We start from the raw sequence: 14,671 nt of genomic DNA, 5'->3' as shown, positions 1-14,671 counted from the left end.
TTACACCCCCACATAGGAAGATTCACGCTTCAGTTCATTTGCGATAATATTGCGTTGAATTTCGGACGTTCCTTCATAAATCTTCGTAATTCTCGCATCACGGAAGTAACGTTCAATTGGATAGTCCCTCATATACCCAATTCCACCGTGAATTTGTACCGCTAAATCGGCGACCTTGTTGTATACTTCTGAAGCAAACAATTTCGCGATGGCCGCTTCCTTCACGACTCTCATTTTTTGATCGGTCATCCATGCAACGCGATACGTCATAGACCTAAGAACCTCGATCTGCATGCTAATTTCAGCAAGCATATGCTGAACAGCCTGGACTTCGATAATCGGCTTTCCGAATTGCTCCCGTTCCTGGGTGTATTGCAAGCAGTGCTCCAGGAGTTTCTCACATGATCCCAGATTTCTTGCAGCCAGACCGGCACGGCCATTTGCAAGGATTTTTAAAGCATTGATATAGCCCTGTCCTTCTGTGCCAAGAACATTTTCTGCAGGAACCTCCATATTTTCAAAGAACAGCTCAGCAGAGTGGGAGCCCCTTAAACCCATCTTTTGTTCGACGTTTCCAAGGACAAAACCAGGGAAATCTTTTTCTACTATAAAAGAGGTAATACCTTTTGCTCCCTTGGCACGATCTGTTACAGCCATCACTGTAAAGACATGTCCGTCAACTGCATTTGTAATATAGTGCTTGGAGCCATTCAGAATGTATTTGTCACCTTTTCTTACGGCAGTGGTTTTCAATGCAGCAGCATTTGAGCCAGCGCTCGGCTCTGTTAAAGCAAAAGCACCTATCCATTCACCTGTAGCCATTTTTGGCAAATACTTTTGTTTTTGTTCTTCTGTTCCCAGCTCAACAATTCCAACAGACCCGATTCCAGTGTGTGCTCCTATCAATGTTGTGTAACCATTATGTGTTTTTCCAAGCTCTTCATATATTGCACATTTCCCGACCATATCGAGTCCAAGACCGCCATATTCTTCAGGAATGCTTAAACCGAATAGGCCCATTTCCTTTGACATCTCAACCAGCTTCTCAGGTATCATGTCCTTTTCTTCAATCTCCATTGCTAATGGTTCTGCTTCTTCTTTAATAAACCTGCGTACATTACTTCTTAAAAACTGAATATCTTCAGAAAAACTAAAATCCATTTCTATCTCTCCTTTTTTATCGATTGCTAAATTCCGCTGGTCTCTTTTCCAAGAATGCTTGGGTTCCCTCTTTTTTATCTTCTGTTCCAAACGCGACAGCCTGTGCAAGCTTTTCGATCAGCATGGCAGTTTCAATATCTGCGTCATAGCCTTTATGTATCGCTAGCTTTGCCAGTTTAATAGCCACAGGTCCCTTTTTCATAACTTGATAGGCTATCTCTTCTGCCTTTTGCTCCAATTCCTCTTCCTCAGTTAGATAAGAAGCAAGACCAATTCTTTCTGCCTCTTCCCCATCAATGATTTTGCCAGTAAGAATCATATCCAGCGCTTTACCTTTGCCTACAATTCTGGACAAACGCTGTGTTCCGCCTGCTCCAGGAATAATGCCCAGGTTTAACTCAGGCAATCCGAACTTTGCTTTTTTAGTAGCGATACGTATATCACAGGCCAAGGCAAGTTCGCAACCTCCACCCAGAGCGTAGCCCCTGACAGCGGCGATTGTTACTTTGCCTGATTGCTCAATTTTTTTATAAAGTCCCTGCATTCCTGGTATAAGGGCCTCTAGCATTTTTCTTTCATGCAGCTGCTTAATATCAGCTCCCGCTGCGAAGGACTTCTCCCCAGAGCCTTGCAGGATGATGACCTTCACGGCATCATTTGCTTCAGCCCATTGAAAAGCATCGTCAAGCTCCTGAAGTGTTTCCTGATTCAATGCATTTCTGTAGTCAGGACGGTTTATCGTAAGCCACATGGTTCCCTGTTCAATTTGAACTAGGAGATTTTCGTATTGATGCATATTCTCCACCTCCTTAGGAATATTGGTAGAAGCCGCTGCCGCTTTTTTTCCCTAACCGCCCGGCTTTTACATATTTACTTAAAAGCGGGCACGGACGATACTTTTCACCAAGCGTTTGGTGCAAATACTCCATATTCCTTAATCGAGTATCCAAGCCAACCAGATCTGCCAGCTCCAGAGGACCCATAGGATGGTTGAGCCCAAGCTTTAGCGCTTTATCAATATCTTCTGCCGATGCCACACCTTCCATCAGCATGTTCATGGCCTCGTTGCCAATGAGGCAGTTCATTCGGGAAGTAACAAAGCCAGGAAACTCATTGACTTCAACTGTTTCTTTCTTCAATCTTTCTCCAACTTCCTTGACTGCACGTACCGTTTCATCTGAAGTTTCCAACCCGCGAATGACTTCAATCAACTTCATTTTGTGAACCGGATTGAAGAAGTGCATTGCGACTACTTTATCCGGGCGGGAAGTTTGAGCTCCAATCTCTGTTGGACTCATGGTCGACGTATTTGTAGCCAAAATTGTTTCTGGAGAACAGATGCCGTCCAGCTTTTTAAAGATATCAATCTTCAACTCTATTTTTTCAAGAACTGCTTCAATCACTAAATCAGCATCTTTTGCTGCAATTCCCAAATCTGTTTCAAAAAAAAGATGTTCCTTTGCTTTTCCGTATTGATCTTCAGAAATAAACCCTTTTTGAAAACTATTATCCAGAAGAGCGAAGATCTCGTTCTTCGCTTTTCCCAGTACTTCTTCATTAATATCATTTAAGTAGACTTGGAATCCTGAAACGGCACAAGTATAAGCGATTCCTTTTCCCATTACACCCGAACCTACTACTGTGATGGTTTTCATTCTCTTCCTCCTAGTTTGAGATCGTATTTTCAACTGGTGTCCCTTTTGGCATTAACTTTTGATATAAAAACACAACTGCCAGGATCGCAAATCCAATTAAATCTGATACAAATCCTGGATTAACCATCAAAAGAGAGCCGATAAAAAGGATTACCCTTTCATACCAGTAGGAATGGCGGAACAGCCAGCCTTCAGCAGCCCAAGCAATTCCTATTATTCCGATAATGGATGTTACAACAGAAAGAATAATATGCTGAACGTCCCCAACAAGAAGCAAGGTCTCCCCATAAACGAACATATACGGAACAATAAAGGCGGCAAGGCCTAGCCTCACTGCTGTTAACCCTGTTTTCATTGGGTCTGATCCAGCAAGCCCTGCAGCAGCAAAAGCAGCAAGAGCTACTGGTGGAGTAATAGCGGATAAGGCTGCAAAATAGAATACAAACATATGTGCAGCAAGCGGTGATACACCCAGTTCTATTAATGCCGGAATCGTAAGCGGAACCTGCACTATGTAAGCAGCCACCGTAGGAAGGCCCATTCCGAGAATGATACTGGTAATCATAGTGAAAATAAGCGTAACGATTAGAATACCGCCAGATAAATCAATGATTAGACTGCTGAATTTCAGTCCAATGCCTGTCAGCCCAATAATCCCGATAATAAATCCCGATGCCGCACAGGCAATTGCAGTTTCAATTGCTGCCCTGGCTCCTAAATCAAGTGCCTTGAAAATTTTCGCGAATGATAGTCTAGTTACACTTTTCAACGCGGCTACCAATATGGTTACCCCAATAGAATAGAGGCCTGCCTTCATAGGTGAAGAACCCGAGCTGAGCATGACTACTATCACCACAAGCGGGATAAAAAACATGAATCCATTTTTCAAAACACTTAAAACTTTTGGAAGCTCCTCTTTCTTTAAACCGACCAATCCTAAACGTCTCGCCCTCATATCAACTTGAAAATATAAACAGGCGTAATAAAGGACTGCTGGAATAATAGCGGCTACGGCTACGTCCATATAAGGAACACCCAAATAGGATGCAATGATAAATGCAGATGCTCCCATAATCGGAGGCATAATTTGCCCGCCTGTAGAGGAAACCGATTCAACCGCTGCTGCAAAATGGGGCTTATAACCGGTTTTCTTCATTAACGGAATAGTGAAGGCACCAGTTGTTACAGTGTTGGCAACAGCACTCCCTGAAATCGTACCCAAGATGGAGCTGGCAACGATTGCCGTTTTCGCTGGACCCCCACGATATTTCCCCATGCCGGCAACTGAAAGATCGATGAAAAATTGCCCGGCTCCTGAAACCTCAAGAAACTTTCCAAACAATATAAACAGAAAAATAAATGTGGCTGATACCCCAAGAGGAGTACTGAATATTCCTGTTACTGTATAGAACAAGTGATCAACAATCCACATGATGGTAAATTCACGATGGGAAAGAGGGCCGGTAATCAGGTGTCCCCAAACACCGTAAACGATACAAATAAAAATGATAATCACAAGCGTATTGCCAATCACACGCCGTGTCGCTTCGATTAACAACAAGCCAGACACAATCCCGATTGCAATTTCCATTGTTGTCAGCTGCTCAATATAACTCATCCGAGAAGATATGACCTGAGCATTCATGACGTAATACGAATAACACACGATTGATAAGATCATAAATAACCAATCATACCAAGGGATGCTCTCATCCTTTACTGCTTTTTTGGACGGCTTGTAGATTGCAAATGTTAAAACAAGTGCAAATGCCAGATGGGCAGACCGCTGTAGAATTGACTCAAATACCCCAAAGAAAGCCGTATATAAATGGAACAGTGACATTAAGACAGCAACAATCGAGATGACCTTTGCAGCTGCGCCCTTTAAAAGGCGCAGCTTGCTATTAAGATTTCCATCTTCATCATATTCAGTTACAATTTTTGATGCTTCCAAGTCTGCTATATCTTGCTTAGACATAATTTCACCTTCTTTTTCATGGGATGTCATGAGTTGGTCTTATTTAAGTGCCCCAACTTCCTTGTAATATTTCTCTGCTCCTGGATGAAGCTTGCCTACGTTATTTTCCACTGAATATTCAGCACTAAAATCTTTCATGATTGGTGATAATGTTGCCCAAGTGTCTTTTTCTTCTACCATCATCTTTGTAAGCTTATAAACCGTGTCTTCGTCCATTAAATCATCGTTAACCAGTAAAACAGTGTATCCAGCGACAGTGTTTACATCCTCTTTTACATTTGAATATGTTCCACCTTCAATCGTATATTCAAGGTAACCTTCATTTTTCTCATGAAGCCCTTTAACAGTTTCATCATCTAAAGGAATCAATCTGATACCAAGAGTTGTATCAAGTTCCTGGAAAGTGGAAACCGGAGCTGAAACCATTCCTACAATTGCATCGATATGCCCGTCACGAAGAAGGTCTGCTCCATCAGCTGTACCGATATACTCAATTCCTCCAAGATCGTCATAACTCATGCCATTTAGATCCAAAATATCAATGAAAGCTAACTCTCCGCTGTAACCTTTAATTCCAGGGCTGACTTTCTTCCCTTTTAAATCTTTAACGGATTTGATATCAGAATCGGCACGAACAACGATATGGAATACATTTGGATATAGGGTTGCAACCGTGCTGACATTGTCCACCTTTTCTTTGAACGAGTTAATTCCATTCAATGCTTCCGGGACCGTTTGGCCATTACTGAATCCAAGCGCGAACGTGCCCTGGCTTAGCCCTAAAAGATTGGAAACAGAGCCGCCCTCTACTACTGTGACAGATGAATCAGGATATACTTCCTTCATTTTTTCGCCCATTGCTCCGGACAATGTATACCAGAAGCCGCCAACTGTGGCGGATCCAAAAGCCATATCTTTTGGAGCACCAGTTGCTTCCTGCTTTTCTTTTCCACTCTGGCTGCTTCCTGTCTCATCTGAAGAACAAGCTGTTAAAACCACCAACATAAATGCAACTAAAACTGCCAAGAACTTCTTCATCATTAAATCCCCCTTAATTTGCTTTTATTTTTGTTTTTTCAATTATGGAAAAGTCAGCATCTGTTATTTCACGTAATTCCTCAACAGAGATATCGGAGAGAATTTCGACAAGATACATTTTTCCTTGGATAAACCTGAATACAGCATGTTCTGTTACAATCATGTCAGCTTTTCTTGCTCCGCTGCTTGGAAAGGAAAGCTCTTTTACAATTTTTGGGCTACCATCCTTAGATAAATGCATGGAAGCAATGATCATACGCTTAGCTCCAGCAACTAAATCCATGGCTCCGCCTACTCCAAGAATCGTTTCACCAGGTACTGCCCAGTTAGCAACTTCCCCGGTTTCATCCACCTGCAAAGCACCGAGGACTGCAGCATCAATATGTCCGCCACGAATCATCAAGAAGGAATCTGAGCTGTCAAAGAGTGAGGCACCGACATCCATGGTAATCGGTTTTTTACTCGCACTGATCAAATCCATATCAATGTCTTCATCAGCAGGTGTCGGCCCCATTCCCAAAAGGCCGTTTTCAGACTGTAGGTACACTTTTTTATCACCAAGATAATCTGGAATTATAGTAGGAATGCCGACTCCCAAATTGACGACTTCACCCTCTTTTAATTCCTCTGCCACCCTCTTGGCGATTTTAATCCTTTCAGACCGACTCAACGTATCTCCCTCCTTTTTTCACATAACGGTTTAGAACCATGAAATCGACGTATAGATGCGGCGTAACCACTTCTTCCGGAGCAAAAGCTCCTGCTTCTACAATTTCGTCTACCTCAGCAATTACAATTTTCGCTGCCGTTGCCATAACTGGGTTAAAATTCCTTGCCGTTTTGTCATAAACTAGGTTCCCAAGAGTGTCAGCTTTAAGTGCTTTGATAATCGCCACATCCCCTTTGATGGCTTTTTCAAAGATGTAAGTTTCGCCATCAATTACTTTTTCCTCTTTTCCTTCAGCAAGTTTTGTTCCAGCTCCGGTTTTAGTAAAGAAGCCACCGATCCCTGCTCCACCGCTGCGGATGGCTTCCGCCAATGTTCCCTGAGGAATCAATTCAATTTCCAGCTCGCCCTTTGACCAGGCTTTAACAGCATCTCGATTAGTCGTGAAATAGGAACCTTTTGCTTTTTTTAATTTGCCCTCCAGCAGGAGCTTTCCTAATCCCCTGCCTTCTTCACCTAAATTATTGCTAATGACTGTAAGGTCTTGTTTATTTGAAACAGCCAATTCATCAATTAGGGTCAAAGGTGTTCCCGAAAGCCCAAATCCTCCAACCAGCAAAGTGTCACCACTGTTGATATGCTTTAAAGCATCAGCTGGATTTAATAATTTTTCCATTTAAATCCTCCTTTTGTTTTTGACAGGCTGAATATTTCACATAGGCAGAAAGCGACTTAATTGCGGTACTTTCATTGAAAAAATAAGGTTTCTTAGTTTCTTTTAATATCTCAATAGCTAGTTCATCCTGATAGCCTTGAGACATAAAGATAGGAATAAATAGACAATCACTTTCATTCATTATTTTTTTGATATGTCCTGAAAGAATTTCATTTTGATAGTCTACCTGAAAGGGAAAAGGGACAATAATATTATCAAATTCTCCCGATTCATATAGAACCTCCAAACAAGAAGTCAACTTAGATAAGTCATCATAAACAATCGTCGTAAGATCCAATGGATTCATAAATGACTTGTTAATCCCAGTAATCTCAATGATTTTCTGCTGGATTTCTGCTGACAAAGGGTGAAGCGGAATTCCGTATTTGTCGCATAAATCAGCCAAGTAAATGGAGGTCGCCCCTGCCCATGAAAAGATAACTGTACGCTCTCCTCTTGATTTTTTAAACGAATCAAACATCCAGGATATGGATACTACCTCGTCGATGCTTTCAGCTTTTAATAACCCGGGATGAGTCACCATATCCCATGGAATTGCATAGTCATTATTTCTTCCAAGGTGATGCTTTACTGCGATCCGGGAAATTTCTGAATGACCGATTGGGAGCAGAATAACTGGCTTCTGCTTGATATAGGCCTGATGCAGGAGTCGAAAAAAACGTTCTTCTTCTGAAATAGATTCAATGATCAATAGAATGGTTTCGGTTGAAGGGTCATCAATTAAAAATTCAAAACAATCATTCATGTTGATATCCATCTCGTTGCCGGGAGAAAGCCAATACGAAAACCCAAGTCCTTTTTCATTTGCATCGAGTACAGCCCGTCCTATACTGCCTCCATGACTAATTAGGCCTACAGATCCTTTCCGGAAGTTTTTCGGCTCGAAACGGGGAGAAAAAGAGATTCCCCAACTACCAATAAAATGATAGAAACCAGGTGAGTTTGGACCGTAAACGGTTATATTAGTCCCTCTTATAATTTCTTTCAGCTCTTCCTCCCTGATAACCCCATCCGGTCCGCTCTCAGAAAAGCCTGAACTAATAATGACGACACTTTTCACCTGTTTTTTTACACATTCTTTTAAAATTTTCGGGGTATGTAAGTAGGGAACTATTATACATACAAGGTCAATCTCATCTTTAATTTCAAGTACGCTCGGATAACATGGAATTCCCGAGATACTTTCATAGTTGGGATTAACCAGGAAGATCTCCCCGGAATAGTTAGATTTCTGAAGATTCACCATTACACGCCCGGCATTTTGATGGAATCTTTCTGAAGCACCTATGATGGCAATATTTTTAGGGGATACAATCGGCTGCAAGGTTCTCATGATTCACTTCTCCCCTCTTTATACTTTTGTACCTTCCTTACAATTGTGGAAGGATTCACTTCAAGTACTCTAGCAACGCCTCTGTATGATTTTTCTGTTAGAGACGCTTTTTGGATCAGCTCCCATTCAAGCTCCTCGACAGCCTCTTTAAGAGGAATAATGGTATTTACAACAATAGATTTAGTGAAAGGCGTGCTTGGCTCATTGTTCTTGCTGAACAAAGACATTACATCTTGCTCATCAACTTCCTTAGAAGCAGCTGTTACATAAATCCTTTCAATTATGTTTACCAGTTCTCTTACGTTTCCCGGCCACTGATAATTTGCAAGGACTTGTATTGCTTTTTTACTGAACTTGAGCTGCTTTCCATATTTCGCTGCAAATATTTTTGCATACGTATTAATAAGCAGCGGAATATCTTCAGCTCTTTGCCTTAAAGGAGGAATTGAAACGGGAATAACGTTTAGCCTATAAAATAAATCCTCCCGAAAGCTTCCTTCTCTGACTAATTCCTGCAAATCCCTGTTGGTAGCGGCAATGACACGCACATCTATTTTTGTTGGTGTAGTTGAACCTACCCGGGTTATTTCCATTTCCTGCAGTACCCGCAAAAGCTTCACCTGGAGGTGACTAGGTACTTCACCAATCTCATCCAAAAAGAGAGTCCCTGTATTAGCTTGTTCAAACAAACCGGCCTTACCCTTTTTTAAAGCTCCTGTAAAGGCGCCTCCCTCATAACCAAACAGCTCTGATTCCATTAATGTTTCCGGTATGGCACCACAGTTTACTTTGATAAAGGGTTTATCTGATCTCGGGCTCGATTGTTGGATCAGCTTTGCAATTTCTTCTTTTCCTACTCCAGACTCTCCGGTTAAAAGGACAGTGACATCTACTTTAGCAACCTGTTCAATCGTTTCTAACAGCCTCTTCATCTCTGATGATTGAGCTATAAAGGAATCGGATTTTTCGGCAGCATTTAAATTTTCTAATATAGATTTCGTCTTTTCGAGTTCGCTTCTCAGTGCATCAAATTCAGTCATATCTTTAACATTGATAACTACTCTTTCAATCCCATTGGCGTTATTTTTTATTGGGTTTGCAGAAATAATTAAAGAGTTCTCATTATCCTTGCTGGTCCCCATCACGTTATGGGGCATGCCTTTTACTTTTACCTGATTGACTATTTCTTTAATTTCCTTAGGAGTATCACATGGTGCATTTTGGTCAAGATTAAAAAGCTGACAGAAACTCTGGTTGCTTTTAAGGATGATTCCCGTCCCATCGGTAATACAGATACCGTCAGTAGAGTTATCCAAAATTGTTTCCTGCTCTTTTAACAGTTGTTTAACAGATTCAAGCTCGTTGGAAACAAATTCAATTTCAGAAATATCCTGAAAAACTCCAACCGCACCTACAAGTTTCTTGCCATCATAAAGAGGGGTCCGATGTGTCAAATACATTCTCTTTCCCACTCGATATTTCTCTGTGTGGCCTTTACCTGTCCGGATCACGTTCAATAGTCCACTTGGTGTTACGACATCTGTCAAAAACTTCCCAATTGCCTTCTCTCTCGTTACCATAGCCATTCTTTCTGCCGGAGGATTCATTGATGTAATTCTGCCCTCCAGATCTATAGAAAGAATGCCATTATGGGCTGAATTAAAAACGGCATCAAGGCGGCTAAGTTCCACTTGTGAAGCTCTGGCATGGGCATCCAGATATTGTTCTCTCGTCAGGTATCCTGTTACCTGACCGTTCTTATTAAGAACCGGGCAGATTCCCTGATCTTCAACTGTTATACTTTGTAATTCATCAGATTCATTTAGAAAGTACAAGGTTGTCTGATAAATTTCAGATAGAACTTTTCTGCCTTCCAATAAACCCGCTAGGAGATCTCGCTCTGTAAACCAGCCTGATAATTCATCTTTAACGTTATAGATCAACCCGCCTTTCATATGGTATTCCAACAACCCTTTAGCAACTCTTTCGATGTAATCGTTTTCAAAATACTTGATAGAAGTACGAGTCATCGCTTCTTTTACTAACAATTCTCTCGCTCCCTCTGAGTGATTCACTCATAAATTTATAATGCAAGAAGTGTGCCAACTATAAAAAAATAAGAAAATGCTGATATTTCAAACATTTTGTAATATTTAAACTATAGATACAATAGAAATTTGTTGCAATACCGCAACAGGTGTTGCTTTTTTGCAATCACCTTGTTTTTTTCTTATTTTCAAGGCGTTTATTCTAACAAAATCTTATGACTTTTCTCCTGCTAGATTAAAAAAGTGTTGCTGTTCCGCAACACTCTCCTAATAACTGGCACTATGTCTAGAAGAGATTTCCCCTTAAATCTTCATAATAAAAAAATACAAGACTCATATTAAATAGAATATTTATTCACAACAGAACTTATATAAAAAGGCACCATCCATTTTCCGGATGATGCCTTTCACCTAATTGGTTTGAGGGATTTGATCAATGTGCCAATCACCTTCTAGAATCCTGGAAGGTACCTGTCACTCGTCTCTCTCCTACTCTCTCCTATTCCACACCCAACAAATAATAAAATATCCTCCCAACCCAACAACGACCCCAGCACTATCAATCAATACATCCCTAACGTGTGCTCCTCTGCCGGCAACATATAACTGGTGAAACTCATCTGTCATTGAATAAAGCACACTGATTAGCAAGGCCAGTGCATAGGCTCCCTTTCCTTTCTTACCACTCTGCCGTAAAGCGTTCAACACGAGTATACCGAGGATCAAATAGAGGAAGAAATGTGCGTTCTTCCTCACAATATGATTAAGCCTCCCTATGTTTAACTCCCCATCAGGAACAACTTTCTCAGCGTGTTCAATCATGGCCTCAGTCACACCTTTACTGAGCTCATTCGAAACTGCTGCCGGTTGTGCTGATAGACTGAATATTAGTACACACCAGAGGAGTACGGCACCCCATGCAAGTAATTTATTCATTTCTTCTTCCTTTTTCCTTAATTACAATTTTTCATAAGGTAATTATAGCAAATGAGCACTATAATAATGGTTCTTTAGTTCTAAAAACCCACATTAAATCCTCCCCCTATGTACAAGATTTACCGAAATCAACTTCCATGCTTACCGCGTGACAGGCACCTCCCAGAATATTGGAAGGTGCCTGTCACCGTCTCTTCAACTTCTCCGTTTTTAACCGATATTATCAGTGACAACATGATTAATAGGAAGTGTATTTATGATTTCGATTAGAGTGGAAGAGAAGATTCTTGTATCGGTTACGAAATTGATCAAAAGACATTTTGCCCGGATTGTTCGATCTCATTTTAGCGAAGAGGAGTACCAGTCTTGTAAAAATAACATCGACCAAATGTATTACAAAATAAAAGAAATGCAAAATCAGAAATTCGATTGGCGTAAAGATTTTAATATCTATTCAATGGCAAATGATAACATGAAGGATTTAGAGAATATCAAGCAATTCTATTATGCTTTTTATGAATACAGCAGGACGCCGAATAACCTAAAGAAATATAAAATCGAAGTAGAATTAAGTATTTATCTGGCAAAAAAATTGGATATGTTCCTCGATAAAGAAATCACTTTCCAGATCCTATTCAATAAAAAGTATTTTAAAGAATTAAATGATGTCTTGGAATTCCAAAATAGCTTACAAAGCGCAATTAATTCCTTTAAAGACAATTCAATCTCTATTTCAATTAAAGCTGATGAGTACAAATTTTGGGAGAATAGATATGAAGAATTACTAAGCCCTCAGGCACAGCAAGAAGTTATACAGTTTGAAGAGCAGAACACCAATACACACGAAGGACGTTTTTCAGATGAGTCAGATTTGCATAAACTAGGCTACAAAATTACTGGCCTATCAAGATATAAACGTTGGGATATTTTGAAAAACAAAGCAATCCCTCAATTGGGATTGGATCGGACTGTCAATATCATTTCTGGATTGATTGAAACAAGGAAATTACAGGAGGATGGGGATATAAAATTTGCCAATGCAATAAATGAATGGAATCATGACTTGTCCATGCTGGCGGACTATTATTAAAGTCTTTTAAAAAACGCAGCAACAGACTGCGCCTGGCATAGATACTGTATTTACAAAAAAAGAGAGTGCATCGTTTACTCTAATTTTAATAGGGAATCAAATGTTAAAATGGAAATAACGGCCATTTTCATTAAAGAAACTTAACAACTATATATATGTTCTTACAAATGACTTACTCTGCATTGTGGGGGTGCAGGTAAGTCATTTCTTTTTGCTTGCAGAAGTACATATCCGATTTTAAGTACATCTTTTTGATAGGCTTTATGCACTGGCAAACTATGCCCCGCCCCAAATGGCCACGGTAAGCTATACCCCTGCTAACTATCTCCCGATAATCTCATAAACCCTCGCCTCATGCGGATCCAGAAGGTGTTCCTCACTTCCCGTTTTTGCCTCATAATTACTGATAATCAGCTGTTTTTCAGCGTATTGAAACTCTTCCGGGAAGGTAAACTCTCGCTGCTCATCTGAATGGTTCAGGACAACGAGCCACGTTATTCCATTGTATGAACGAGTATAAACATATAGGTTTTCATCATCAGGCAATAGATCCTGATAATCCCCGTATACCATAACCTCATTTTCTTTTCGCAGACTGATCAGTTTTTTGTAGTAATAGAAGATGGAGTCCTGGTCTTTTAATGCCGTTTCCACATTGATTTCCTTATAGTTCGGATTGACTTTAATCCACGGTTCGCCGCTTGTAAAACCTGCCTGCGGGCCATCATTCCAGTGCATTGGTGTCCTGGAATTATCACGGCTCAACAGCAGCAGGCTCTCAAAGACCTCTTGTGGGTCACGTCCTTTTGCTACTTCTTCATGGTATTTATTTCTCATAGCAATATCGTTATAATCCTCAATTGAGTCGAACCTGACTCCGGTCATCCCAATCTCTTCGCCCTGAAAAACATAAGGTGTACCAGGCAGTGTATGAATCATTGTCACCAGCAGCTTGGCAGACTGCTCACGATATTCCCCGTCATTTCCATAGCGCGTCACTTGCCTTGTATGGTCATGATTGTTCAAAAATTGTGAGTTCCAGCCTTTTTGCTTCAAGCCTTCATACCAGCCTGACTGGATTTTCTTAAAACGGAGCATGTCCCAGGTTGGCATTTCATCGGCCACCTGGAAATGGAATAATGTATTAAGCTCATTCCGCTCCTCATCCACATATAGCAGCCCTTCCTCAGGTGTAACAAAAGGAATCTCCCCTACTGTCATCCCATCATAATGCTGAAGTACCTCACGATTCATTTCCTGGAGATAATCATGAATCCCTGGATTATTTGCCAGGTAACTAATGTCGTATGGATTCTCGGAGTCTGAAAAATCCTCTCTTTTTGCCAGGAGATTGATCACATCCATCCGGAAACCATCGATTCCTTTATCCAACCAGAATCGCATCATCTTATAAATTTCGCTTCGCAGCTCAGGGTTTTTCCAGTTCAAATCCGGCTGTTCCACCGCAAAGGAATGATAATAATATTGCCCTGTTTCAGGGTCCAGTTCCCAGCATGATGGGGCAAAATAAGAGCGCCAGTTATTCGGCTCCTTCCCTTCTTTCGAATCCTCCCAAATATACCAGTCCCTCTTCGGGTTATCCTTTGACGAGCGGGATTCAAGGAACCATGGATGCTGATCAGATGTGTGGTTGACGACTAAATCCATGATCACCTTCATTCCCCGGTTATGAATCTCCTGGGCCAATTCCTGAAAAATCGCCATATCTCCGGCCTTCTTCATCACACCATAATAATCCGAGATATCGTAGCCATTGTCACGATCAGGCGATTCATAGAAAGGATTCAGCCAAATCACGTCGATTCCAAGGCTTTTAATGTAATCGAGCTTTTCCATTACTCCCTTTAAATCACCGTATCCATCCCCATTGGAATCATAAAAGCTTCGCCAGTAAATTTGATAAACTACGGCTTCTTTCCACCATTTTTTCTTCATGTAAGCACCTCAATCCATCTACTATTTCCGGTTCATCACCATAACTGGTGGTTTAAGCAAGCTGCACCTTTAA

At 40.9% G+C, this 14,671-nt stretch carries 12 protein-coding genes; 1 reads left to right on the top strand and 11 read right to left on the bottom strand.

The annotated features are described in order from the left end of the window. From J7E35_RS11465 to J7E35_RS11420, 10 genes are all read right to left on the bottom strand, one after another. Positions 1–1,161 carry an acyl-CoA dehydrogenase family protein gene (locus tag J7E35_RS11465; RefSeq protein ID WP_214779821.1) on the bottom strand — a complete coding sequence of 387 codons (1,161 nt, stop codon included), beginning with the start codon at positions 1,159–1,161 and terminating at the stop codon, positions 1–3. A 16-nt stretch (positions 1,162–1,177) separates the two neighbouring features. Next, positions 1,178–1,957, bottom strand: a complete 780-nt coding sequence (locus J7E35_RS11460; RefSeq protein WP_214779819.1) for an enoyl-CoA hydratase/isomerase family protein — start codon at positions 1,955–1,957, stop codon at positions 1,178–1,180. A 13-nt stretch (positions 1,958–1,970) separates the two neighbouring features. Beyond that, entirely contained in the window at positions 1,971–2,816 is an 846-nt protein-coding gene (locus J7E35_RS11455) for a 3-hydroxyacyl-CoA dehydrogenase (RefSeq protein ID WP_214779817.1), read from the bottom strand. A 10-nt stretch (positions 2,817–2,826) separates the two neighbouring features. Further along, entirely contained in the window at positions 2,827–4,794 is a 1,968-nt protein-coding gene (locus J7E35_RS11450; RefSeq protein ID WP_214779815.1) for a TRAP transporter permease, read from the bottom strand. 39 nt (positions 4,795–4,833) lie between these two features. Beyond that, positions 4,834–5,832 carry a TAXI family TRAP transporter solute-binding subunit gene (locus tag J7E35_RS11445; protein WP_214779813.1) on the bottom strand — a complete coding sequence of 333 codons (999 nt, stop codon included), beginning with the start codon at positions 5,830–5,832 and terminating at the stop codon, positions 4,834–4,836. Between the two features lie 13 nt (positions 5,833–5,845). Next, a complete protein-coding gene (locus J7E35_RS11440; protein WP_214779812.1) occupies positions 5,846–6,502 on the bottom strand; it encodes a 3-oxoacid CoA-transferase subunit B in 657 nt (218 codons plus the stop codon). Continuing rightward, positions 6,489–7,175 carry a CoA transferase subunit A gene (locus J7E35_RS11435; RefSeq protein ID WP_214779811.1) on the bottom strand — a complete coding sequence of 229 codons (687 nt, stop codon included), beginning with the start codon at positions 7,173–7,175 and terminating at the stop codon, positions 6,489–6,491. The genes J7E35_RS11440 and J7E35_RS11435 overlap by 14 nt, the downstream gene beginning before the upstream one ends. Beyond that, positions 7,150–8,568, bottom strand: coding sequence for a CoA-binding protein (locus J7E35_RS11430; RefSeq protein ID WP_214779810.1), 1,419 nt, complete (start codon positions 8,566–8,568; stop codon positions 7,150–7,152). Before J7E35_RS11430 ends, J7E35_RS11435 begins: the two co-directional genes overlap by 26 nt. Next, positions 8,565–10,616: a sigma 54-interacting transcriptional regulator gene (locus J7E35_RS11425; protein ID WP_214779809.1), complete on the bottom strand. Its 2,052-nt coding sequence runs from the start codon at positions 10,614–10,616 to the stop codon at positions 8,565–8,567. Before J7E35_RS11425 ends, J7E35_RS11430 begins: the two co-directional genes overlap by 4 nt. A gap of 489 nt (positions 10,617–11,105) precedes the next feature. Further along, a complete protein-coding gene (locus J7E35_RS11420) occupies positions 11,106–11,552 on the bottom strand; it encodes a VanZ family protein (protein ID WP_214779808.1) in 447 nt (148 codons plus the stop codon). 256 nt (positions 11,553–11,808) lie between these two features. On the opposite strand from J7E35_RS11420, the gene J7E35_RS11415 reads away from it, so the two are divergent. Continuing rightward, positions 11,809–12,642 (top strand): hypothetical protein, encoded by an 834-nt coding sequence (locus J7E35_RS11415; protein ID WP_214779807.1) that lies wholly within the window; start codon positions 11,809–11,811, stop codon positions 12,640–12,642. 321 nt (positions 12,643–12,963) lie between these two features. On the opposite strand, the gene J7E35_RS11410 is transcribed toward J7E35_RS11415, so the two are convergent. Continuing rightward, positions 12,964–14,598 carry a glycoside hydrolase family 13 protein gene (locus J7E35_RS11410; protein ID WP_214779806.1) on the bottom strand — a complete coding sequence of 545 codons (1,635 nt, stop codon included), beginning with the start codon at positions 14,596–14,598 and terminating at the stop codon, positions 12,964–12,966. Positions 14,599–14,671 lie beyond the last annotated feature (73 nt).

It is taken from the genome of Bacillus sp. ISL-45 (assembly GCF_018613195.1).
In the GTDB taxonomy this organism is placed as follows: Bacteria; Bacillota; Bacilli; order Bacillales; family Cytobacillaceae; genus Mesobacillus.
This window is presented reverse-complemented; position numbering and strand designations above follow the sequence as displayed.